The organism is Eubacterium sp. 14-2, from assembly GCF_000403845.2.
Taxonomy (GTDB): domain Bacteria; phylum Bacillota; class Clostridia; order Lachnospirales; family Lachnospiraceae; genus Petralouisia.
Map to the genome: position 1 here is coordinate 1,218,113 of NZ_KE159567.1, position 24,733 is coordinate 1,242,845.

Genomic DNA, 24,733 nt, shown 5'->3' on the forward strand with positions numbered 1-24,733 from the left:
GATATTTCCGAAGGTATATTATTATACTGGCAGAGAGGACAGAAATATGTTAAATGAAAAGGAAGTACAGGAATTTCTGGAAGAGACAGGAAGAACAGGCGGTATCATTCCCGGCCTGGATGCCATGGAAGCCCTGATGAAGGAACTGGGGGATGTGCAGGACAGGCTGAATACGATTCATGTGGCGGGAACCAATGGAAAAGGTTCCGTATGCGCCATGCTTTCTTCTGTGCTGCAGGAAGCCGGATACCGGACTGGCATGTATACATCTCCGGCGGTGTTCCACAGAAGAGAGCAGTATCAGGTGAATGGGGCATGGATTTCTCCTGCGGAGTTTACGGAGGTGGTAAACCGCGTGAAAGAAGGCTGTGACCGGGTAAAAGCAAAAGGCGGTCGGATGCCTACGGTTTTTGAAATTGAAACAGCAGCAGCTTTTCTGTATTTTTACCGGAAACGCTGTCAGGTGGTGGTACTGGAAACAGGCATGGGCGGAGAGGAAGACGCCACCAATATAATAAGGAAACCTCTGGTGAGCGTTCTCACCTCCATCAGCATGGACCATATGAAATTTCTGGGAAACAGTCTGGAGGAAATTGCCCGCAAAAAAGCCGGAATTGTCAAAGAAGGAGGAACAGCAGTGGCCCTTATGCCCCCACAGGCGCAGGTCAGGCAGATACTGGAGGAAGTGTGTGAAAGGCAGCAGGCGGTTCTTTCTTATGCAGAACCAAAATGGGCCCGCCAGGTGCGCAGAGAACAGGGACAGCTGCGCTTTTTCTGTGAGGAAGCGGGAGAAATCCGCCTGTCTATGACAGGAGGGTATCAGGTGGAAAATGCAGTCTGCGTACTGGAAACCGTAAAGGTACTGAGAGAGGCAGGGTGGGAGATTCCAGAGGAAGCCCTGGTGAAGGGGCTGGGACAGGCCCGTTGGGAAGGACGGTTTTCTGCGGTGTGTCAGAAGCCGTTGTTTCTGCTGGACGGGGCTCATAATGAGGACGCGGCAAAAAAATTGCGGGAAACTTTGAAAATGGGTTTTACAAATGGAAAAATAATCTATATAATAGGGGTACTTGCAGACAAAGAGCATGAGAAAATGTTAAAGCTCCTGCTGCCCCTGGCCTTTAAGGTATTTACCGTTACGCCGGATCATCCCAGAGGGCTGGACGGACAGGTTCTGGCAGAGGAGGCCCGCCGCTGTCACGAAGATGTGACCTGCTGCCGGAAGGTTTCAGAAGCAGTGTCCGCTGCGCTGGCTCTGGCAGAGCAGGAAAATGCCGTGATACTTGCTTTTGGCTCTTTGTCGTATCTGAGAGAGATTAAGGAGAACATGTGCCATGATAGATAAAGGGAAAATAGAACAGGCTGTGACCCTTCTGCTGGAAGGAATGGGAGAGGACGTCAGCCGGGAGGGACTGAAAGAAACCCCCGGCCGGATTGCCAGAATGTATGAGGAGATTTTTGCAGGTATCGACCAGACGCCGGAGACGTATCTTACCAGAACCTTTTCGGTGAAGGACAGCGGTATGGTACTGGAAAAGGATATTGTGTTTTACTCCACCTGTGAACACCATCTGCTGCCTTTTTACGGAAAGGCTCACATAGCCTATCTTCCCGATGGAAAAGTGGTGGGACTGAGCAAACTGGCCAGAACGGTGGAGGTATATGCAAGGCGTCCCCAGCTCCAGGAACAGCTTACGGTTCAGATTGCAGACGCTCTGATGAAATATCTCAGGCCAAAAGGCGTAATGGTAATGGTGGAGGCGGAGCACATGTGCATGACCATGCGGGGCGTGAAAAAACCTGGCACTCAGACGGTAACACTGGTGACCAGAGGCGTCTTTGAGCAGGAGGAAAGGCTGCAGGAGGAATTCTGGCGCATGATGGGCCGATAGGCAGAAGGAAAAGCACAGGGAAACAGAAGGCAGAGGACAGCGGAAACCGAAGACAGCAGAAAGAGGAGACAGCATGAAGATAGGAAACAGAATTTTTGAGACAGAGAAACATACCTATGTGATGGGGATTTTGAATGTGACGCCGGATTCCTTTTCAGACGGGGGCCGGTTTAACACCATTGACCAGGCCCTTGCCCATGTGGAGCAGATGACAGCAGAAGGGGCAGATATTATTGATGTGGGCGGAGAATCCACAAGACCGGGCTATCAGCAAATTTCAGCGGAAGAGGAAATGGAGCGGACAGCTCCCGTGATTGAAAAAATAAAAGAGCGGTTTGACATTCCTGTTTCTGCTGATACTTACAAAACAGAGGTGGCCAGAGCTGCGCTGGAAGCCGGAGCAGATATGATTAATGATATCTGGGGACTGAAATATGACAGGGGACTGGCAAAACTGATTGGAACCTCCGGGGCTGCCTGCTGTCTGATGCACAACCGGAAGGAAAGCCTTTACCGGAATCTTATGGAAGAACTGAAATCTGATCTGCAGGAAACACTGGCCCTTGCCAGGGCAGGAGGAATTTCAGATGAGAAAATAATACTGGACCCAGGGGTTGGCTTCGGGAAGACATACGAGCACAATCTGGAGGTAATCTGCAAATTGAATGAACTGAAAAGTCTGGGTTTCCCCATACTGCTGGGAGCCTCCAGAAAGTCTGTCATCGGCCTGACCTTAAATCTCCCCGTGACGGAGCGGATGGAGGGCACCCTGGCCACTACCCTGCAGGCGGTGATGAGCGGCTGTGCTTTTGTGCGGGTTCATGATATCCGGGAAAACAAACGGGCCATTCAGATGGCAGAAGCCATCCGGGAAGGATGGAAGCAGGTGGAAAAGTGAAAGCCTGGGAGGAAACAGGTGCAGGAAAGACAGAAGGGACAGCAGATATGGAAAGAAACAGAAATCTGGACAGAATACACATCAGGAACCTGGAAGTGTTTGGAAAACACGGAGTGCTGCCGGAGGAAAACAGGCTGGGGCAGAAGTTCCGGATTAATGCGGTTCTCTATACCCATACCAGGAAAGCGGGATTAAAGGATGATTTAACAAAAACCATCCACTATGGAGAAGTTTCACGTTTTATGACGTCTTTTATGGTGGAACATACCTTTCAGCTTATAGAGACCGCGGCGGAGCAGATGGCACGGGCCCTGCTGCTTACTTTTCCCGCCATGGAAAAAATCAGGCTGGAAATCGAAAAACCCTGGGCGCCCATCGGCCTTCCCCTGGAAGCCGTGTCTGTGGAAATCCAGCGGGGCTGGCATCATGTGTTTGTGGCTCTGGGCTCCAATCTGGGGAACAGGGAAGAATATCTGGAACAGGGAATCGAGAGCCTGAGGAATCTGGAGGACTGTGTGGTGGAGCAGGTATCAGAAATTCTGGCCACCAGGCCTTATGGAATGACAGAGCAGCCGGATTTTCTGAATGGAATGGTAAAACTGCGGACGCTGCTGACTCCCTGGGAACTGTTAGAACAGCTTCACAGAATTGAACAGGCGGCGGGCCGGGAACGGCTGGTGCACTGGGGCCCCAGAACACTGGATCTGGATATTATTTTTTATGACGACTGTGTCATTGACACGCCGGAGCTGACCATCCCCCATCCGGATATGCAGAACCGGGAGTTTGTACTGAAGCCGCTGACAGAGCTGGCGCCCTGGATTCGGCATCCTCTTCTGGGAAAGACAGCGGCCCGGCTTCTGGAGGAACTGTAAGCCTTACAGATGGCCATTGCCGCAGGAAAAAGCGGAATTCTTATGGTAACGATCATATAACAGGAAGAAACGGGCTTTACACACCAGGGCTCATTTGCTATAATAGGAGCGGAAACGTCATCCTGTGGGGCCGGATGCTGATTTTACAGGGCCTGCCAGAATGAAAGAATAAATTAAGAAAAGCGAGGAATAACATGTTCAGATAATCCATTTTGTATCAACAGAAAATGTATGGAAAGATTTGCCTGAAGAAAATATGCTGCCAGGCGGCGTATTTGCTGCACAGAATTCTGCAGGGGAAATTCTTTTTCTGATTGTTTGCTGAAATGGATTTTGTACATGATATTCCGGATTTTGTCTGCACAGACGGATTACTGTCTGTCTGCAGAGCAATATGGAAAATTTATGATGTGATACCGGAATCATGTCCGGGAGAAATCTGCTTTCGGCGGCAATCTTTGCCTTCAGGTGAAAGCAGATTTTGACGTATTTCAGAACATGGGAATTCCCTGAATTCCGTCTCTGAAAGCAGTACAGGAGGAGGTATCATGATGTTACAGCTGAAAAATATAACTATTACCCACAGAAAAGATTTACGGGAAATCGTAAAGGATTTTTCCTTTGTATTGCATCCGGGCGACAAGGCAGTAATGATTGGAGAAGAAGGAAACGGAAAATCCACATTGCTGAAGCTGATTTATCAGGAAGTGCTGGTGGAACCTTATGTGGAGTACACCGGAGAAATTATCCGCAATAACCATCGCCTGGGCTATCTGGCTCAGGAATTGTCTCCGGAGCAGAAGCGGGGAAGGGTGGATGAGTATTTCTATCATATTCCTGAATTTTTTGAAAAAACCCCCAGGGAACTGGGAACTCTGGCCAGGGAACTGGGACTTTCCAAAAGTTTCTTTTTTGAAGACCAGGAAATCGCCACATTGTCCGGCGGGGAAAAGGTAAAAATGCAGATGGCGGGAATTCTGCTGAGTCAGCCGGATATCCTGCTGTTGGATGAGCCCTCTAACGACCTGGATCTGGACACGCTGGAATGGCTGGAACAGTTTATCAGCCAGAGTGACCTGCCGGTGCTCTATGTGTCCCATGATGAGACTTTTATCCGGCGGACAGCCAATGTAATTATTCATATGGAGCAGGTGAAACGAAAAACCCAGGCCAGACATACCATAGTGAAAATGGGGTATGAGCAGTATGTAAGGGAGAGGCTGAATGGTCTGCAGCGGCAGGAACAGCTTGCCCGCAAGGAGCGCAGCGAGCATGAAAAGCAGATGGAAAAATATCGGAAAATCCAGCAGAAGGTAGAATATCAGCAGAACATGATAACCAGACAGAATCCCCACGGGGGCCAGCTGCTGAAAAAGAAAATGCACAGCGTAAAAGCCATGGGCCGGAGACTGGAAAAGCAGCAGGAAAACCGGACGGAGATACCGGACACAGAAGATTCCATCTTTGCCAGATTTTCCGAGGATATCCGGATGCCAAATGGAAAAATAATTCTTGATTTAACCATTGATGCGTTATATGCGGGAGAAACCGGGACGCCGGGGCAGCCTGAAATGGGAAAGAAACTGGCGCAGAACATTCATCTCAGGGTACAGGGTCCGGAAAAAATCTGCATTGTGGGCAAAAACGGAACGGGAAAGACCACATTGCTTTCCCGGATTGCAGAGGAGCTGCTGGCCAGAACAGATATTCATGCGGCATATATGCCCCAGAATTATGAAGAACTGCTGGAACTGGAAAAAACCCCGGTGGAATTTCTGCAGAAATCTTATGATAAGGAAGAATACAGCAGAATCTGCACATATCTGGGCAGCATGAAGTATACAGCCGACGAAATGGAACACAGTATTTCGGAGTTGTCCGGGGGACAGAAAGCAAAGCTGCTGTTTCTGAAAATGAGCATGGAGGGAAATGACGTGCTGATTCTGGATGAACCCACCCGGAATTTCTCGCCTCTTTCAGGCCCGGTGATCCGGGAACTTCTTAAAAATTTTGGAGGCGCCATTATCAGCGTGTCCCATGACAGGAATTATATGGCCCAGGTCTGCAGCAGGATTTGCCGGCTGACAGAGCAGGGATTAGAGCCTGCCTGAAAACACTCCGGCAAAGAAGAAAGAGAGGAAGCGGATGGAAGAACAGAGCTTTGCCTTTGAAAAAGTTGATAAGGGAATCCGTATTCTGAGATGTTACGGCGCCAGCGGCAGGGTGGTAATACCAGAGGAGCTGGAGGGCCTTGCAGTGACGGAACTGGCGGATTATGCCTTTGCAGAAGAGATGGACGGGGAACCGGAACATTCCGGCGGCCTGCCCTGTATCTGCGGAGAGGCGCTGGAAGAACTGTATCTGCCCAGGACCATCCGACGGCTGGGCAGATATGTGTTTTATAACTGTATCGGGTTTCGGAAGCTGTCTTTTTACAGCAATATCAGTTATATGGGAGCCGGCGGGTTCACCGGATGCGGAAAGCTGGCCCATCTTGTGTGCCGGCAGCAAACGGGGCCTTCCTGTCTCCGGGAAATCCTGCAGGATCTGAAACAGTCTGTGGTGGTGGAATGTTACTGGGACGGGCCTCTGGCAGAGGGACTTTCTTCCGGCAGCAGGAACCGGCAGGATGAGCCGGAAAGAAGCTCTGAACGGGAAAAAGCAGGATGTTGTCTGGTTTATCCGGAATTTTTTGAAGAAGCCGTGGAAAATACGCCGGCCAGAATTATTTCCACCCAGACCCACGGCATGGGCATCCAGTACCGGAATACCTTTCAGAACACCAGAATTATTTTTTCAGAGTATGATAAACTGTTTGAAACCGGGAAATATAATATGGATTTAACAGATAATATAAAAATGTCTGCGGCAAGGCTGTCCTGCCCCTGGGAATTATCGGAAACTGCCGAAAAAGAGTACAGCTTCTGGCTGAGACAGCACATCCGGGAAGGTGCGGCGTATTTTCTGGAACAGGAGCAGCGGGAAGCATTGAAATGGATGGCAGAATCGTTTGCAGAGACCAGGGAAGAACTGGAACAGATGATACAGGCGGCCGGAGACCGGAAAAACACCGAACTCTTAAGTGTCCTGATGGATATCTGCCACCGGCGGTTTCCGGGGAAGCGGAAGCGGTTCGACTTGTTCGGGAAAGGTTGTCATGATGTTTGAGGAAGCGTTACTGGAAAAAGTGGATATCTGCAATGAAATTCTCCGGGACTGCAGAAGTGAGCTGTACCTGAACCTGCGTTTTCTGGATGTGGCCCTTCACAGCCTGAGTCCGGAACCGTCCATGTCCCTGACCACTGCGGCCACCGATGGTCTGGTCTACCGTTACAACCCGAAGTTTCTCACAGAACAGTATAAAATCGGGAACGTTTTAGTCAACCGCTGTTATCTGCACAGCATTCTTCACTGTCTGTTGGGCCATGTCTGGAAACAGAGACAGGAGGAAGAACTGATGTACTGGAATCTGGCCTGTGACATTGCGGCAGAATATGTTCTGGACAGTCTGCCTCTGCGCTGTCTGCGCAATCCCCCCAGACCTTACCGCCGGGCGGTGTATGACGGGCTTCTGAAAAAAATACCTGTTATTCACGGAGAGGGTGTGTTTCACCTGCTGCAGAAAGCAGAGCCTGACATCCGGGTGACAGCCAGACTGATACAGGAATTTGCAGTGGACGACCATATGCTCTGGCAGCGGGACAGTTCCGGGGCCAAATCTCCCATGGAGCAGCAGAACCGGTGGCAGGATATCCGGGATAAAATGGAGACGGAACTGGAAACCTTCTCCAAAGAAGCGGCAGAGGATTCCAGGGGACTGCAGGAACAGCTTCGGGTGGAGAACCGGGAACGGTATGATTACCGGGATTTTCTGAAAAAGTTCTGCGTTCTGAAAGAAGAAATGCAGGTGGATCTGGACAGTTTTGATTATATCTTTTACAATTATGGCATGGAATTATATGGAAACATGCCATTAATAGAGCCTCAGGAAACTCGTGAAGTACAGAAAATCGAAGATTTTGTAATTGTCATTGACACCTCCATGTCCTGCAAAGCAGTGCTGGTGCGGAAATTTCTGGAGGAAACCTTCAGTATTTTAAGTCAGTCAGAATCTTTTTACCGCAGATTTTGCATTCACATTATCCAGTGTGATGAGCGGGTGCAGTCAGATGTGGTGATCGAAAATCAGAAACAGCTTGGAGAATATATGGAACAGTTTCAGGTGAAAGGCATGGGCGGCACCGATTTTCGTCCGGCTTTTTCCTATGTGAACACTCTTCTGGAGAAAAAAACCTTTCGAAAGCTCCGGGGGCTGATTTATTTTACGGACGGATTCGGAATTTATCCCCTGAAAAAACCCGTGTATGATACGGCTTTTGTATTTTTCCGGGAAGATTACCAGGACGTGGATGTACCGCCCTGGGCCATTAAGCTGATTCTGGGGGAAGAGGAACTGCAGACATTATGAGAAAGAGAGACGGATCAGATTATGAATATCAGACGAGTGAAGGAAGAAATCAGAAATACCATAGAGTCTTATCTGAAAAAGGATGAATTCGGGGCTTACGAAATCCCTTCCATCCGCCAGCGTCCGGTGCTTCTTTTAGGGCCTCCCGGAGTTGGAAAAACCCAGATTATGGAACAGATTTCAAAAGAGTGCGGAATCGGACTGGTATCCTATACCATTACCCATCACACCAGACAGAGCGCCATCGGCCTGCCTTTTATTTCCAGAAAACAGTACGGTGGGCGGGAATATGCCGTGACGGAATACACCATGAGCGAAATTGTGGCGTCTGTTTATGAAAAAATGGAGCAGACGGGACTGAAAGAAGGAATTCTTTTTATTGATGAGATTAACTGCGTGTCGGAAACGCTGGCGCCGGCCATGCTGCAGTTTCTGCAGTGCAAATCCTTCGGCACCCATAAGATTCCCGAAGGATGGATGATTGTGGCGGCAGGAAATCCTCCGGAATACAACAAATCTGTCCGGGAATTTGACGTGGTGACCATGGACCGGGTGAAAAAGACTGAGGTGGAAGCAGATTTCGAGGTGTGGAAGGAATATGCATATCATCAGGGAATTCACGGAGCAGTGATTTCCTATCTGAATACCAGGAAACAGAATTTTTATCGGATGGAGACCGCCGTGGACGGGAAAAATTTTGCCACCCCCAGAGGATGGGAAGATCTGTCAGATTTTATAAAGGTATACGAACAGCTGGGAAAAACGGTGGATTGGGAAGTGGCGGGCCAGTACATCCAGTTTCCGAAAATAGCGAAAGATTTTGCAAATTATCTGGAATTATATTATAAATATCAGACGGATTATCAGCTGGATGAGATTTTTCAGGGACATCTGGATGAAATCCTTCTGAAAAAAATTGCCCATGCTTCCTTTGATGAACGTCTCAGTGTTCTGGGGCTGATTCTTTCCAGGGTCAGTGAGGAACTGAAAAAGGCGGTGCAGTGGGAAGATTATATGGAAATGCTTCAGTCCTGTCTGCTGGAATTTCGGGAGCTGACGGAAACAGATGCTGATTCAGCGGATGGACGCCTGATGTTTTCCAGTGTGTGCCAGAAGTTAAATAAAGATTATACAAATAAGAAAAAGGCGGAACTTCTCACCCGTGAGGAGGAGAAGCAGTACCGCAGACTGATGCAGACCATGGAAAAATTCCAGCAGACCCTGAAACTGGAAGGGGCCGGGGAACCCCGGAAAGCATTTCAGCGTGTGGGAGAACTGTTTGAAGAGGAAAATCAGGGGTATGAACGACAGCAGGCGCTGGCATTGAGTACGTTGGAATATGCCTTTGATTTTCTGGAAGGAGCCTTTGGCACCGGACAGGAACTGGTGATGTTTATTACAGAGCTGAATTCGGGATTTTACAGTGTCAGATTTTTGCAGGACTGCAATTGTGAACGGTATTATCAGTATAACCGGGAACTGCTTTTTGACGAAAAGCGCAGAAAACTGCTGGAACGCCTGGAATAGAGAAACCATACAGGAAATGGCACAGGAAGAAAGGAGACATTATGAAAAAGACAACGATTCTGTTTGACCTGGACGGAACTCTGGTCAATACGGAAGAAGGTGTTTCAAAAAGCGTGCGGTACGCACTGGAAAGATATGGGCTGGAAGAACCGGACAGAGCCACAGTCCGGCGTTTTATCGGGCCCCTGCTGGCGGACTCTTTTCAGAGAGAATATGATTTTTCCGAAGAAAAGGCCAGAGAGGCAGATCTGGTTTTCCGGGAACGTTATGAAACCATCGGCCTGTTTGAATGTGAACTGTTTCCCGGTGTGGAGGAAGCATTAAAGACATTAAAGGAAAAAGGCTATAAAATCAGCGTGGCTTCTTCCAAAGAGGAAGTGCCCTGCCGACGGATTCTGGAACGTCTCGGCGTGGCTCAGTATTTTGACCTGATAGGGGGAGCCAGACTGAAAGAAAATATCGGTACGAAGATAGAAGTGCTCAATGATGTGATGAAACGTCTTGACATCAGAGATAAAGAAGAAGTGGTGCTGATTGGAGACAGCCGGTATGACGCCAGGGGAGCCAGAGAAGCAGGCATTGACTGCATCGGGGTTTCCTATGGATTTGAAGAAGATTTTGAGGAAATGAGAAAGGCCGGGGTAAAGGAAATTTTTGATACGCTGGCGGAAGTCATTGAATATCTGGAAAGGAGTACGGAAGATGAGCATTAAAATTGGTATTTTAGGTTATGGAAATCTTGGAAGAGGTGTGGAATGTGCGGTGAAACAGAATCCGGACATGGAACTTGCGGCTGTATTTACCAGAAGAGAACCGGAATCCCTTACCATTCTCACCGAAGAAGCGGCTGTGTGCCATATTTCTCAGGCAGAGGAATGGAAAGACAGGATTGACGTGATGATTCTCTGCGGAGGAAGCGCCACTGACCTGCCGGAGCAGACGCCGGAATATGTAAGGCATTTCAATGTGGTGGACAGTTTTGATACCCATGCGAAAATTCCGGAGCATTTTGCAAATGTGGATGCAGCGGCAAAGGAAAACAGCCATGTGGGAATTATTTCCGTGGGCTGGGATCCAGGAATGTTTTCTTTAAACCGGATGTATGCCAACGCAATTCTGCCGGAAGGAAAAGACTATACCTTCTGGGGAAAAGGCGTCAGCCAGGGGCATTCCGATGCCATCCGCCGGATTCCGGGTGTGAAAAATGCGAAACAGTACACCATTCCGGTGGACAGTGCTCTGGAATCTGTACGGGCAGGGGACAATCCGGAACTTACCACTCGGCAGAAACACACCAGGGAGTGTTTCGTGGTACTGGAAGAGGGAGCAGACGGGGCAAAGGTGGAAGAAACCATTAAGACCATGCCCAATTATTTTGCAGATTACGATACAACAGTGCATTTTATCAGTGAGGAAGAACTGCTGAAAAATCACAGCGGAATTCCCCATGGAGGTTTTGTAATCCGTTCCGGTAAAACCGGATGGGAACAGGAACACAGCCATGTGATTGAGTACAGCCTGAAACTGGATTCCAATCCGGAATTTACCGCCAGTGTGATTGTGGCTTATGCCAGAGCTGCTTATCGCCTGGCCCAGGAAGGCCAGACAGGATGCAAAACAGTATTTGATATTGCTCCGGCTTATCTGAGCCCACAGAGCGGGGAGGAACTGCGCAGACATCTGCTGTAAAAAGATGGCAGACAAATGACTGTTAATTTTTTCCGGAAATTGCCGATATGTATCATAGCTACGGATGGCATTTATTTCCAGGGAGATGGAAGTAAGTGCCATTTTTTATTCTACAGGAAATTCCTCCGGATTTCCTGTAAAATAAAAAACAATTACCGCACTTTTAATATCTGGTAAGGAGGAAAAATTATGTCAGGCAAAGTACAGGGAATTTCCGGAAACGGTTATTTTACACAGGCAGCTCAGGGATATGCAGATGGAGTGATACAGGAGGAAAAGAAGGGGAATTTCGGCGGGAAGCTGGCGGCGGAATATGCCCGTATGGAACAGGAAAAAATTCTGAATGAAATGGATCATTCTGCTGTGGAGTACAGAGGCTACGGGGCAGACGGAATGTGGAAAGGCAACTTTTTCTGTGAGGATTCCCGGAACAGGAAGGATGAAGATGCCAAAGATAAGGATGGACAGGAAAAACAGCCGGATATTTTGAAACATATATCTGACGAAGTAAGGGAAGAAGCAATCCGGAAGCTGATTGGGGACAGGAACGCGCCTTATTCTGCTCTGGCAGACGGAAATGGAGAGATTATCTATAACGGGGTGATTTTCCAGTGCGATTATGAGAATAACAGGCTGTGTCTGGGCGATGTGTCCAATCCGGATAACTGTCTGAATATCCCCCTGGAAAAAGGCGGCAGTCTGGTGGTAAACCGGGATAATATTGACGGACTGGTGAAAGCCATCGGCATGTTTTCACCGGCAGATGTGCGGCGGATTATGCAGGCCCTTGCACAGGACGCCAAAGTGCGGCAGACAGAGCTTCAGATTGAGGATGAGACCAGCGGGGAACAGGTAGTGGAAAAAGAAGATAAGAAAACCGGTGAAATAAAAGCGCCGGGAGAAAACGATAAAAAACCTGGTGAGGAAAAAACACCGGAAGAACATGGAAAGACCGGCGTAGTACAGACGTTGGAGAAAGAAAAAGCAGAGTCCGACGAAAAAGCGGTACAGAACCGGAAAAAGGAAGGAGATCATGAATCAGAATAATAATCCTTACAGCAACAATGCGATGTTTAAATCCTGGAATGTGATTTATCCCGTATTTATTTATTTTGTGGTGACGAATCTGGCCATGTCCCTGTTTGCCATGCTGGCTTCCTTTCTGGGAGCCGATTACCAGAAACAGTACATGGCCCTGCAGACAGCGGCGGTGGCGGTAACCATACCTTTTATTGCCAGATATTATCAGAAGGACAGAAAAGAACCCACTGTGTTCTGGGAACATATGGGAATGGCATTTGCCCGGAAAACAAACCGTCAGAAAATCATCAACGGTCTGCTGATGTTCCTGGCAGGAGCGATAGTGGGCATGGCGTTAAACAATGTGCTGGCGCTGACTACACTGGAGGAAATTTCAGAAGGTTATCAGGAAGCGGCGGGGCATTTTTTTGCCGGCGGAATTTTCTTTGAGCTGCTGGGCGCCTGCCTGCTGACGCCTTTTCTGGAAGAACTGCTGTACCGTGGCGTGGTGTATGGAAGACTCTGTGACCTGATGATTCTGAATAATGAAAAGAAGACAGAAGAAGGCACAAAACGGGAACAACGCAGCAGGATAACAGCCATGGTGTTTTCGGCGCTGCTGTTCGGTGTGCTGCATATGAATCTGGTGCAGTTTGTCTATGCAGGCCTGCTGGGCGTTCTTCTGGCCTGGTTTATGGAAAAATCCGGTCATTTTTACGGAGCGCTGTTGGCCCATGTTGGGGCAAATCTCACCTCCGTGCTTCGGGTGGAGACGAGGCTGTTTGGATGGATGGAGCAGAATAAAGGCGTGTTTGCAGGAGCCACAGCAGGTCTTGTTCTGGCGGGAACTGTTCTGATTGGGGCAATCTGGCTGCTGAACAGAAAGGATCAGGCAGCATCAGACAGCTAAAAGTTGTGTCAGAGGAAAATTATTTTTGCATAAGTACAAAGAGGCGGCAGAGCATAAAAAAGCTCTGCTGCTTTTTTCGTTCTATCAGGAAAACTCCTGCCACTTTAAAGACGGAAAGTGATTTGATGATATTTATACAGGCGTTTTTTCATGGAGAACTTTTTACTTCTTTTTTGGGACAGGGTGATTTGGTGGGTCATAGCGGATCCACAGGCTCATTTGCATTTTATTATCCTGCCAAAGAGTTGTTTTTTGTTGGGGATTTTAATCAGATGAAATATCCTGCACTGCCTGTAAGGTTTGTAATACAGCTTGCTATGTTTGCTCCATAAAAATAATGGGGTGATAATAAATACTCTGTGTCACAGTTTTGTAGTGTTATGAAATTTCCTGGAAGCCAGTATACAGGCAGGCCTTTGAAGACTGCCTGAGCAGTAAGGAGAGCCTGCATTTATATAGCCATAATAGAAATCCATACGATAACGTTTTCAGGAGTTGGATAAATTTTCAATCCAGTATGTCTCATCACCGTGGTTCTGAATGTAACATTCAGGTGGAGTTTGTTTTAGCACCTGATAAACATTAAAGTAATCCGGATACGGACTGATAAGTCCCATGATTGAAAGGCCAAACCAAAAACCATTCCAGGGCTTCCAGGCAACAGGGCTAAACCAGAATATCACAACAGGCACAATCCCTGATAACAGAGGAAGTAAAGACATTAGGATAAATCTCCATTTTTTCAATGGATAAGAGACCAGAGCAACAGCAGCAAAAGACTTTAGATGAAAACCTATATAAACAGTTGCGTTTGCAGGATATACAATAGCGTGCAGCCATTCGTGGGCAATCAATCCGATAAAACCCGCAATAAATCCAATAACAAAAAATACAGGGGATATAGTCATTTCACCTGCAAAAAAAGTTTTAAGAAAAATGGATAAAAAAATTACAATGAATGGAAGAACCGCAAATGGTAATGCTTTTATCATCATTTCTTTTATTGTAGCAGGTAATACCATTTTCTTTGCGCTGCAATCCATATTTCCTTTTTGATAATCTGCTATTTCACTATTAATTATTCCAACCCATTTTATGTGTGGCATTGAAATCTTTCCTCCTGTAAAATCTGTATTCAACTATGTAACGAATTATAGCATAAAAATCCCTGGATTTCTACTATCTATCAAAAACCCTTATTCTTTTTCTTCGTAAGATACAGGCTTCAAGGTTGAAAAACGCCTTGGAATGGTACGGAGATGCCTGTATCCCTGTTCATAATCAGGAAAATACCTGCCTTTTGGGTATGCTATATAGCAGGTTTGTTTATAGCGGAAGGACTTGTTATTCTTTTGCATTTTGCATTGGGAAAGAACATGCTTGTGGGTGATGTGTTTGGTGCAGAGACTGCTACGTTGATTACTTATCACGGCTATTTTATAATAGCGGGTGTTGCATTGTTTTACTGGAAAGTGATTGAAAAGAAACCTTTGACTGCAATGGGACTGTCAAAAGAAACTGCACTTATTTTGCCCAAAATGGAACCCCTTTTATTTATATTTGTTTGCCGCCCCTTCGCACTATCTGGCATCCTTTGCATCTACCACTTTAAATCCTCAATATCAAAACTTTCTGTTTTCAAATCACAATAATATCTGCCTTTTATTGCAGTAAATTTTAATACACAGTAATCCGGGTCAGTTACGCCCTGTTTATAATACATGGTATCCCCGGTACGCCAGATTTCCCGCTTCGTTTTATCGTCCTGCAGGACTTCCATTGTACCAGTTAGCATTATGCCCTCATATTTGAAGCGTCCCTTACTGAAAAAATAAATACTTGCCTTTGGATTTTTCATAAACTGCCGGGAGCGCATAGCGGATGTATTGGTTGAAAAATAAAAACAGTTTCCTTCAATCCTGCGTGGTGCAAACATTGCTTTTATATTGGGGAAACCATCTTCATCTACGGAAGCAATAAATGCCACTTTTTGTTTTTTAATAAATTCAATGATATGTTCTCCTGTTTTCATCGGAAATGCTCCTCTCTGTAAAAATTATTTGTCTGTATGCAGATTTTCAGTCAGGGTTTTAAGTATTCGAGCAAGATACCGCTCAAATTCTCTTTGTTCTTCTTCTGAAAAGCCCTGATAAAATAATGCGTTCATCTGCTGAGATACCAATTCATATTTTTCCTGTAAAGATTTTGCATACTCAGTGAGTGACACAATCGTTTGCCGGCGATTGTGGGGGTTAATATTTCTTTCAACAATTCCCTTATTTACCATTCCATTTATGACAACAGATACGGTATTTTTTGCAAGAGAGGTTTTTTCACTTATTTCACTGATCGTAAGATTATCTGTTTTCCATAGAATAAATAAAATCCGTCCCTGCCCGCCGCTTATTTCAATGCCGTTATCAAGGAGTAACCGTTCAAAAATCCTGTCCTGAAGCTGTTTAATCTGTGTAATATAAAATCCACCTTTCGTTTCTATGGTTGTCACCTCAATTCCTGTTAGAATATTTCTATATAGAACAATTATATCAAAAAAAATTTGGAAGATCAATCTCCAGGCTGAAATTTTTCATTGTGTAATTCTCAAAAAGTAATATGCGCGGAGTCTGCCCATTTTGTTTCAGATCTAATAAAATGGATATACTAAAAAATGCAACATTTCTTACAAAAATGTTGCATTTTTTCTTTACAGTTCTTATATCGGAGCTTCTCTGAAAAACTTTAGCCCCTGGATTCATTTTTCAGGATAAAATTTATGACAAATCAATTTTCATAAAAATGGAATCCCGCTCATCCTGTTCAATTCCCAGATATTTTTTGGTTACGCCATAAGAAGAATGATTGAAAATATCCATTAACAGAGCAGGCGGAACCCCCTGTTTCCATGCATGATAGCCAAAGGTTTTGCGGAGAGAATGGCAGCTCACATGGGAGGTGTGCAGTGTTTCTTCTGCCGCTTTTTTCATAATACGGAAGGCCTGAGAACGACTCAGAGGCCTTCCGTAATTGGTTGTTTTGGTAAAAAGATAATCTTCCGGAGCCGGATTACGGCTTTTCATATAGAGCTTCAGTGTTTCTTTCAGGTGGTTATTCAGCGCCACGATATTTTCTTTTCCGGTTTTCTGTTCCCTGAGAAACAGATGGTCTCGAAAGCATGTCCCGTCAAAATCATAAACGTCTTCCCAGTTCAGATTCAGAATGTCGCTGATACGCAGGGCGGTGTGCAGCCCAAACAGGACCAGAGAATAGTTTCTGATGTTGGGCTGGCAGTTCTGATAGTAATTCAGAAATTTTTTCAGTTCATCTTTTCCGCGAATTGGTTGTGTTGTTCCCATATTTCATACCTCCGTTCTGCAACATTTTTGTAAGAACTGTTGCAAAAGTTTTTTCTTATGTGGAAAAGTCTTTCAGCTTTTCTGTGCAGGAAAAATCCTTCGGATTTTCCATGTGATAAAAGTTTACCACGGTAAAGTGCAGGAAAACAGGATTTTCCATTGTGGAGGAAATGTGCGGCCTGCAGATTCAGAAAGAAGTCTGGATTTCGCAGGAGAGAACAGGAGGTTTAAAATGCTGAAATTATCGGTAAGACCAGGGGAATATGTGCTGATTGGAGACGATATCAAGCTGGTATTTGCGGGAGGCAGTTCCAACAATCTGCGGATTCTGATTGATGCCCCCAGAGCTTATAACATTGTGAGAAGTGAAGCGCTGGAGCGTTACGGTATGGCGGCAGATCCGGGCAACGAGGTAAAGCATTACCGGGACAGAGAAATTTCCCCGGAAGCAAAGGAAAAAATCAAAGCCATTCTTATGGCGGAGCGCAGGAAAGCGCGCAGGGAAGAGCGGACAGCAGAGTTACACAGGTAATAATGCGGAGAAATCCTCTGCTTATTATAAAATGCCGGCAGCGCTGCCGGAATACAACAACATCCGCTGTCTCCTGCAGACTGAAAGGCAGGAGGCAGCCCACATGCACGCAAACGGATTTGCGGCATTCAAAGACAAGGAGGAAAAATTATGTCAATGGTAGTACAACACAATTTAACAGCCATGAACTCGAACAGAATGCTGGGAGTTACCACCAGCGCTCAGGCAAAATCTTCGGAGAAATTATCTTCCGGTTATCGGATTAACCGTGCAGCAGACGATGCGGCAGGTCTGACCATTTCTGAGAAAATGAGAAAACAGATTCGTGGTCTGGATCGTGCATCCACCAATGCAGAAGACGGTGTTTCCGCAGTGCAGACAGCAGAAGGTGCTCTGACAGAAGTACATTCCATGCTGCAGCGTATGAATGAACTGGCTACCCAGGCTTCCAACGGAACCAATTCAGAATCTGACCGGGATGCAATTCAGGCGGAAATCAACCAGCTGACCACAGAAATTGACCGTGTGGCTGAGACAACCAAATTCAATGAGATTTATCTGCTGAAAGGCAACCGTGCCGGTGCAGTGACTACCCAGAAAGTAGCAGCCCATGACGCAGGCCTTAAGGGAACACTCACTGATTTGGGCGGCGGAACATCCACTTTCACGCTGGATAAAGCTCTGGAAAACGGAGATAAGGTTACCATTGCCGGACAGGAATATACCATTGGTACCTCAGAAAACCATAAAGAAGCCGGAGAACTGAATACTTCTACGGACGGGTATGTAAAATCTGACGCTGTTCCATTTGTCACAACTACCCTGAATGCAGGAGACAGCGTAACCTATCAGGGAAATACCTATACTTTAACCGATAAAATTGCGGCTGATGACCTGAAATGGAAAGCAGGCGATAAAGTAAAGGTTGGAGATGTGGAATTTACAGTAGCTGCCGGCAGCGGTGCCCCTGATGAAGCGGCAGGAACTGTTGGTGTGGATGTAGTTGCAAAATTTGTGGAATCTGCTCTGGCAGACGGAAAGCAGGTTGTGGGAACCAATGTGACCGTATCTGAAACAAAAGCGGGTGCTACTGATAATTCAGATGTGACGAAGGCGGGAAACTTTACCATAGTTTCTGCTCTGGAAGCAGGAGAAATCAGCTCTGCAAAAGTGGTAGACAAAACAGCGGCAACCATCGCCAAAGCAGGGGCAGGACTTACCACAGTAGCCGCAGCATTCAGTACAGGGGACAGCGTTACCATTGGAGGCGTTACCACGACAGCCACAGCGGAAACTCCAATTGCCGCAAAAGATGTATACGATGCAGTCAACGGACTGGCTGTGGGAGGTACAGTAGTAATTGGAAGCGGTACAGATCAGATTACCTATACAATCGTTGATGAAGCGGATGTGGATGAAGAAGCCTTTAAACTTACAAAAGATGCGATTCTGGCAAAGATTCATGATGGTGACAGTGTCAGCACAGACGGAGGAACAACCACCAATACCGTTATCGGTGACATTGCCCTGCCAAAGAGCGATGAAAAAGTAATCAGCGCCAAAGAGGCTTATTCCATGATGGCAGAAGAACTGCAGAAGGCTTCCAGTATTGGAGCCGACGAGGCAGCTGCCGTAACAAATGATGGAAATGGAAAATTCACCATTACACAGGGTTCTGTGGAAGTGAAAAAATCCCTGTCCTTCAATCTCCATGTAGGTTCTGACGCCGATATGACCAATAAGATTACCGTTGATATCGACGCCATGGACGCAGCAGGACTGGGTGTAAAGAATCTGAATGTATCCGATGAAACCGGAACAGCCGCAACCTATGCAATCGACGCCATTGCAGACGCAATTTCCAAAGTATCCGCACAGCGTTCTGCTCTCGGTGCAGTTCAGAACAGACTGGAGCACACCATTGCCAACCTGGATAACGTTGTGGAAAATACCACAGCAGCAGAATCCAGAATCCGCGATACGGATATGGCATCCGAGATGGTGGAATACAGCAAGAACAATATTCTTGCACAGGCAGGCCAGTCCATGCTTGCACAGGCAAATCAGTCCACACAGGGTGTACTGTCCCTGCTTCAGTAAGCAGTGCAGCCTGTTATTCAGCAGACAGTATGATATGCTGCAATATAAAAGACGCCGGAATGAGCCGGCGTCTTTTTTTCATCTTACAGGAAAGACCTTGCTGCTATAAAGCGTTAAAGTCCATGACTTTCCTATAAGATAAAAATATGGATGCGCACTCGTGCGGACTGTATAAATTTTTTCAGTTGTAAAAAAATTTTCCGTATGGTATAGTCAGGTCAGCGAATGGAATTTCCCCCACATACAATTTGTATTCAGGAGAGCTGACAGAGACTGATGTTGAAAAGGAAAGAGAAGGAGAAAAATCAAATGAAAGCACCGAAAAACACTTCAGGAGCGGGACTTCCCACCGGGGATCTGAAAAATATTCCGGGAATCGGGAAAAAAATGAAACAGCATCTGGAAAATATTGGAATTCACCGTATTGAAGATTTAAAGGGAAAAGATCCGGAAGAACTCTATGGACAGGACTGTCTGAAAAAAGGGTTTCAGGAGGACAGGTGCGCCCTGTATGTATACCGCTGCGCAGTATATTTTGCGGAGCATGAACAGCACGAAGAGGAAAAATTAAACTGGTGGTACTGGAAAGAGAAAGAATATCCGGAAAAATGATGTCTGCCAGTCTGCAATTCTTGCACAATTCTCACACAATTCGTAAAAATCTGAATTTTCTCCGGATTTTAAACGGTAAGACAAAAGAAAAATCAGGAAATATCAGCAGTGAATTGTTTGCAATTACTGCTTTTTTATAAAACACTTCCTTATATTATCTGAAAATAATTATTTATATTTATATATAATCATATTATCTGAAAACAGAAAGAAAAAAACTGTTTACAGCGGAGGAAAAAAGGTGTATAGTTAGTTCAGACAGAGCAATGATTTACCATGATAAAGTGCCAGGAATGGACAGCAGGGAGGATGAGAGAATGCAGGAAACAAAAAGAACAGCCATGGGCATGTATGACCCGGCGCTTGAACATGACAACTGCGGAATTGGCGCGGTAGTTAATATCAAAGGAATAAAAAGCCACCGGACTGTGGAAAATGCATTGAAAATTGTGGAAAATTTAAAACACAGAGCCGGAAAAGACGCAGAAGGAAAAACCGGAGACGGTGTGGGAATTCTGCTGCAGATTTCTCATAAATTTTTCAAAAAGGCCGCCCAGGAAGCGGGAATTACGCTGGGAGAAGAGCGGGATTACGGAATCGGCATGTTCTTCTTTTCCCAGGATGAACTGAAACGGAACCAGGCCAGAAAAATGTTTGAAGTCATTGTAAAAAAAGAAGGCATGGAATTTCTGGGCTGGCGGAACGTACCCATTGCTCCTGGACAGCTTGGCCAGAAAGCCGTAGACTGTATGCCTTATATCATGCAGGGGTTTGTAAAGCGGCCCAAAGGGGTGGAGCGGGGACTGGATTTTGACCGGAGGCTTTATGTGGCAAGACGTGTTTTCGAGCAGTCCAGCGACGACACCTATGTGGTATCCCTGTCCAGCCGTACCATTGTATACAAAGGCATGTTTCTGGTGGAGCAGCTTCGGCTGTTTTTTGCAGATTTGCAGGACAGAGATTATGAATCGGCCATTGCCACGGTGCATTCCAGGTTTTCCACCAACACCAATCCCAGCTGGGAGCGGGCCCATCCCAACCGTCTGATTGTGCATAACGGGGAAATCAACACCATCCGGGGAAATGCCGACAAAATGCTGGCCAGAGAGGAAACCATGGAGTCCGAATATTTAAAAGGGGAACTGCAGAAGGTGCTTCCGGTGGTCAATGCGGAAGGCTCCGACTCTGCCATGCTGGACAACACCCTGGAATTTCTGGTAATGAGCGGTATGGAGCTGCCGCTGGCGGTAATGATTACTATTCCGGAGCCCTGGGCCAACAACGGACTTATGAGCCAGAAGAAAAAAGATTTCTACCAGTATTATGCCACCATGATGGAGCCCTGGGACGGCCCGGCGTCTATTGTATTCAGCGACGGAGATCTTATGGGCGCGGTACTGGACCGGAACGGACTGCGGCCCTCCCGGTATTATATTACCGAGGATGACAACCTGATTCTTTCCTCGGAAGTGGGAGTGCTGGATATGGATCCCACCAGAATTGTGGCAAAGGAACGTCTCCGTCCGGGAAAAATGCTTCTGGTGGACACGGTACAGGGCAGAGTTATTGACGATGATGAATTAAAGGAAAAATATGCGGGCCGGCGGCCCTACGGAGAATGGCTGGACCGGAATTTAATCAGTCTGGAGGATTTGAAAATTCCCAATCAGCGTGTGCCGGAATATGAGAAAAAAGAACGCCAGCAGATGCAGAAAACCTTTGGTTATACCTATGAATCTCTGAAAGAAGCCATTCTTCCCATGGCCAGAAACGGCGTGGAAGGCACAGCGGCCATGGGAATTGATACCCCCCTGGCAGCGCTGGCGGGGGATCACCAGCCGCTGTTCAATTATTTCAAACAGAAATTTGCCCAGGTGACCAATCCGCCCATTGATTCTATCCGGGAAGAGGTGGTGACCAGTACCACCGTATATATCGGGGAAGACGGGAACCTGCTGGAGGAAAAACCCATCAACTGCCAGGTGCTGAAAGTTGACAATCCCATTCTCACCAATACGGACCTGATGAAAATTAAGGCCATGAAGGTGGAAGGCTTCAAAGTAGTGGAAATACCCATTATTTATTACAAGAATACCAGTCTGGAAAAAGCCATTGACCGGCTCTTTGTGGAAGCAGACCGGGCTTACCGGGACGGAGCCAATATTCTGATACTGTCAGACCGCGGGGTAGACGAGAATCATGTGCCCATTCCTTCTCTGCTGGCGGTGTCTGCACTGCAGCAGCATCTGATTAAGACGAAAAAGCGTACTGCGCTGGCAATGATTCTGGAGTCCGGGGAACCAAGGGAGGTACATCACTTTGCCACACTGCTGGGATATGGAGCCTGTGCCATCAACCCATATCTGGCACAGGATACGGTAAAGCAGCTGATTGACGACCACATGCTGGACAAGGATTACTATGCGGCCATTGCAGATTACAACCATGCCATTATCCACGGGATTGTAAAGATTGCAGCAAAAATGGGAATTTCCACCATTCAGTCCTATCAGGGAGCCAAAATTTTTGAGGCAATCGGCATCAGCTCCGATGTGATTGAAAAATATTTTACCAATACGGTAAGCCGGATCGGCGGCATTACGTTAAAAGATATTGAGCAGGATGTGGACGCCCTTCATTCCAGTGCCTATGACCCTCTGGGGCTGGAAACAGACCTGACGCTGGAAAGCCGGGGCCGCCATAAAATGCGAAGCGGCGCAGACAGCCATCTGTATAATCCTCTGACGATTCATCTGCTGCAGGAATCCACAAAGCGGGGGGATTACCAGATGTTCAAACAGTACACGGAAGCGGCGGACAGAGAGGAAAAGAAAGCCAATATCCGGGGAATGCTGGATTTTCATTATCCGAAAAAAGAAATACCGTTAGAGGAAGTGGAAAGTGTGGATTCCATTGTGACGCGGTTTAAGACAGGAGCCATGTCCTACGGTTCCATTTCTCAGGAAGCCCATGAGACACTGGCAATCGCCATGAACCGCCTGCATGGAAAATCCAACAGCGGTGAGGGCGGAGAGAGTCCGGAACGTCTGGTGACAGGTTCTGACGGAAAAAACCGCTGTTCCGCCATCAAACAGGTGGCTTCCGGACGGTTTGGCGTCACCAGCCGCTACCTGGTCAGCGCAAAAGAAATTCAGATTAAAATGGCACAGGGGGCAAAACCGGGAGAGGGCGGCCATCTGCCGGGACAGAAGGTTTATCCCTGGATTGCACGGACCAGGCTGTCCACACCGGGAGTATCGCTGATTTCCCCGCCGCCTCATCACGATATTTACTCCATTGAGGATCTGGAGCAGCTGATTTACGATTTGAAAAACTCCAACAAAGATGCCAGGATTTCTGTGAAATTAGTTTCGGAAGCAGGTGTGGGAACCGTGGCGGCAGGCGTTGCCAAAGCAGGAGCCCAGGTGGTGCTGATTTCCGGCTACGACGGAGGAACCGGGGCGGCTCCCGGCAGTTCCATTCACAATGCAGGGCTTCCCTGGGAGCTGGGGCTTTCCGAGACCCATCAGACTCTGATTTTGAACGGTCTGCGCAACAAGGTGCGGATTGAGACAGACGGAAAGCTGATGACAGGCCGGGATGTGGCCATAGCGGCCATGCTGGGTGCAGAAGAATTCGGCTTTGCCACAGCGCCTCTGGTAACCATGGGCTGTGTGATGATGCGGGTCTGCAATCTGGATACCTGTCCGGCAGGAATAGCCACTCAGAATCCAAAATTACGGAAACGTTTTTCAGGCAGGCCGGAATATGTGGTTAATTTCATGCGGTTTATAGCAGAGGAACTGCGGGAATACATGGCAAAACTGGGGATCCGCACCCTGGACGAGCTGGTGGGCAGAAGCGATTTGCTGAAAATGCGGGAGGATCTGACTGGACGGGAAAAAGAGCTGGATTTATCCCGTATTCTGAATAATCCCTTTGCCGGGCCAAAATCGAAGGTTATTTTTGATCCGAAACAGGTCTATGATTTTGAACTGGAAAAGACCAAAGACGAAAAAGTGCTGATGAAACAGCTGAAATCCGCACTGGAAAGCGGCCAGAAGCGCAGTATAGATCTGGAGGTCAGCAATACGGACCGTTCTTTCGGTACCATTTTCGGTTCGGAAATTACCAGACGGTTTGATGATACCCTGGAGGAAGACACCTTCCTGGTGAAATGTTCCGGGGCAGGCGGACAGAGCTTTGGAGCCTTTATTCCCAAAGGCCTGACGCTGGAACTGGTGGGCGACAGCAATGACTATTTCGGAAAAGGGCTGTCCGGCGGCAAGCTGGTGGTATATCCGCCCACCGGAGTGAAATTCAGGCAGGATGAAAATATTATTATCGGAAACGTGGCTCTTTACGGAGCCACCAGCGGCAAGGCCTTTATCAACGGTGTGGCAGGAGAACGGTTCTGTGTCCGCAATTCAGGGGCCATTGCAGTGGTGGAAGGCGTGGGAGACCACGGCTGTGAATACATGACCGGCGGCCGGGTAGTTGTTCTTGGAAAAACCGGGAAAAACTTTGCGGCAGGCATGAGCGGCGGCATTGCCTATGTGCTGGATGAAGAAAATGATCTGTATACCAGAATCAACAAAGAAATGGTATTTTCTGAGGAACTTACGTCCAAATATGACGTGATGGAACTGAAAGATATGATAAAGGAACATGTGGCCCTGACCAATTCCCGGAAAGGAAAAGAAATTCTGGACAATTTCAGCAGTTATCTGCCCGGATTCAAAAAAATCATTCCATATGACTATAACCGGATGATGATGTCCATTGTACAGATGGAAGAAAAGGGCTTAAGTTCGGAACAGGCACAGATTGAGGCATTTTACGCCAATATGAAACAATAAG

21 protein-coding genes are annotated in these 24,733 nt (G+C 47.1%); 17 read left to right on the forward strand and 4 right to left on the reverse strand.

Annotated features, from left to right (window positions below; translation table 11 throughout):
- Positions 1–46 precede the first annotated feature (46 nt).
- From C805_RS12815 to C805_RS0104940, 13 genes are all read left to right on the forward strand, one after another.
- Positions 47–1,342: a bifunctional folylpolyglutamate synthase/dihydrofolate synthase gene (locus C805_RS12815; RefSeq protein WP_016214285.1), complete on the forward strand. Its 1,296-nt coding sequence runs from the start codon at positions 47–49 to the stop codon at positions 1,340–1,342.
- Positions 1,332–1,889: a GTP cyclohydrolase I FolE gene (gene folE, locus C805_RS12820; RefSeq protein ID WP_016214286.1), complete on the forward strand. Its 558-nt coding sequence runs from the start codon at positions 1,332–1,334 to the stop codon at positions 1,887–1,889. Before C805_RS12815 ends, folE begins: the two co-directional genes overlap by 11 nt.
- A 73-nt stretch (positions 1,890–1,962) precedes the next feature.
- Positions 1,963–2,787: a dihydropteroate synthase gene (gene folP / locus C805_RS12825; RefSeq protein ID WP_016214287.1), complete on the forward strand. Its 825-nt coding sequence runs from the start codon at positions 1,963–1,965 to the stop codon at positions 2,785–2,787.
- Positions 2,766–3,662, forward strand: coding sequence for a 2-amino-4-hydroxy-6-hydroxymethyldihydropteridine diphosphokinase (gene folK, locus C805_RS12830; RefSeq protein ID WP_022751039.1), 897 nt, complete (start codon positions 2,766–2,768; stop codon positions 3,660–3,662). The genes folP and folK overlap by 22 nt, the downstream gene beginning before the upstream one ends.
- A gap of 548 nt (positions 3,663–4,210) precedes the next feature.
- A complete protein-coding gene (locus tag C805_RS12835) occupies positions 4,211–5,773 on the forward strand; it encodes an ATP-binding cassette domain-containing protein (protein WP_016214289.1) in 1,563 nt (520 codons plus the stop codon).
- Positions 5,774–5,807: 34 nt separating this feature from the next.
- Positions 5,808–6,830, forward strand: a complete 1,023-nt coding sequence (locus C805_RS12840) for a leucine-rich repeat protein (RefSeq protein WP_016214290.1) — start codon at positions 5,808–5,810, stop codon at positions 6,828–6,830.
- Entirely contained in the window at positions 6,820–8,130 is a 1,311-nt protein-coding gene (locus tag C805_RS12845) for a vWA domain-containing protein (protein WP_016214291.1), read from the forward strand. The genes C805_RS12840 and C805_RS12845 overlap by 11 nt, the downstream gene beginning before the upstream one ends.
- Positions 8,131–8,151: 21 nt before the next feature.
- Positions 8,152–9,657 (forward strand): AAA family ATPase, encoded by a 1,506-nt coding sequence (locus C805_RS12850; protein ID WP_016214292.1) that lies wholly within the window; start codon positions 8,152–8,154, stop codon positions 9,655–9,657.
- Between the two features lie 41 nt (positions 9,658–9,698).
- Positions 9,699–10,370, forward strand: a complete 672-nt coding sequence (locus tag C805_RS12855) for an HAD hydrolase-like protein (RefSeq protein WP_016214293.1) — start codon at positions 9,699–9,701, stop codon at positions 10,368–10,370.
- Positions 10,360–11,346: a diaminopimelate dehydrogenase gene (locus tag C805_RS12860; protein ID WP_016214294.1), complete on the forward strand. Its 987-nt coding sequence runs from the start codon at positions 10,360–10,362 to the stop codon at positions 11,344–11,346. The genes C805_RS12855 and C805_RS12860 overlap by 11 nt, the downstream gene beginning before the upstream one ends.
- Positions 11,347–11,535: 189 nt before the next feature.
- The gene (locus C805_RS12865; protein ID WP_016214295.1) at positions 11,536–12,393 is read left to right on the forward strand and encodes a hypothetical protein; all 858 of its coding nucleotides are present in this window, start codon (positions 11,536–11,538) and stop codon (positions 12,391–12,393) included.
- Positions 12,380–13,276, forward strand: a complete 897-nt coding sequence (locus C805_RS0104930; protein ID WP_016214296.1) for a CPBP family intramembrane glutamic endopeptidase — start codon at positions 12,380–12,382, stop codon at positions 13,274–13,276. Before C805_RS12865 ends, C805_RS0104930 begins: the two co-directional genes overlap by 14 nt.
- 125 nt (positions 13,277–13,401) lie before the next feature.
- Positions 13,402–13,608 carry a hypothetical protein gene (locus C805_RS0104940; RefSeq protein ID WP_022751042.1) on the forward strand — a complete coding sequence of 69 codons (207 nt, stop codon included), beginning with the start codon at positions 13,402–13,404 and terminating at the stop codon, positions 13,606–13,608.
- Between the two features lie 156 nt (positions 13,609–13,764).
- Here the strand turns inward: C805_RS0104940 and C805_RS12870 are convergent, their stop codons facing one another.
- The 4 genes from C805_RS12870 to C805_RS12885 all read right to left on the reverse strand — a co-directional run bounded on the left by C805_RS12870 (position 13,765) and on the right by C805_RS12885 (position 16,629).
- Positions 13,765–14,382 carry a DUF3267 domain-containing protein gene (locus tag C805_RS12870; RefSeq protein ID WP_016214297.1) on the reverse strand — a complete coding sequence of 206 codons (618 nt, stop codon included), beginning with the start codon at positions 14,380–14,382 and terminating at the stop codon, positions 13,765–13,767.
- A gap of 494 nt (positions 14,383–14,876) precedes the next feature.
- On the reverse strand, positions 14,877–15,308 hold the full coding sequence (locus tag C805_RS12875) for a pyridoxamine 5'-phosphate oxidase family protein (RefSeq protein ID WP_016214298.1): 432 nt from the start codon (positions 15,306–15,308) through the stop codon (positions 14,877–14,879).
- Between the two features lie 24 nt (positions 15,309–15,332).
- Positions 15,333–15,845 (reverse strand): MarR family winged helix-turn-helix transcriptional regulator, encoded by a 513-nt coding sequence (locus C805_RS12880; protein WP_196811062.1) that lies wholly within the window; start codon positions 15,843–15,845, stop codon positions 15,333–15,335.
- A gap of 202 nt (positions 15,846–16,047) precedes the next feature.
- Positions 16,048–16,629 (reverse strand): tyrosine-type recombinase/integrase, encoded by a 582-nt coding sequence (locus C805_RS12885; protein WP_016214300.1) that lies wholly within the window; start codon positions 16,627–16,629, stop codon positions 16,048–16,050.
- A 232-nt stretch (positions 16,630–16,861) separates the two neighbouring features.
- Between C805_RS12885 and C805_RS12890 the strand changes: the two genes are divergently transcribed.
- The 4 genes from C805_RS12890 to gltB all read left to right on the forward strand — a co-directional run bounded on the left by C805_RS12890 (position 16,862) and on the right by gltB (position 24,732).
- A complete protein-coding gene (locus C805_RS12890) occupies positions 16,862–17,161 on the forward strand; it encodes a carbon storage regulator (RefSeq protein ID WP_016214301.1) in 300 nt (99 codons plus the stop codon).
- Positions 17,162–17,311: 150 nt separating this feature from the next.
- A complete protein-coding gene (locus C805_RS26990) occupies positions 17,312–19,261 on the forward strand; it encodes a flagellin N-terminal helical domain-containing protein (protein ID WP_016214302.1) in 1,950 nt (649 codons plus the stop codon).
- A 309-nt stretch (positions 19,262–19,570) separates the two neighbouring features.
- Positions 19,571–19,873 (forward strand): helix-hairpin-helix domain-containing protein, encoded by a 303-nt coding sequence (locus tag C805_RS12900; RefSeq protein ID WP_016214303.1) that lies wholly within the window; start codon positions 19,571–19,573, stop codon positions 19,871–19,873.
- A gap of 317 nt (positions 19,874–20,190) precedes the next feature.
- Positions 20,191–24,732: a glutamate synthase large subunit gene (gene gltB, locus C805_RS12905; RefSeq protein ID WP_016214304.1), complete on the forward strand. Its 4,542-nt coding sequence runs from the start codon at positions 20,191–20,193 to the stop codon at positions 24,730–24,732.
- The last annotated feature ends 1 nt before the right edge of the window (position 24,733 follow it).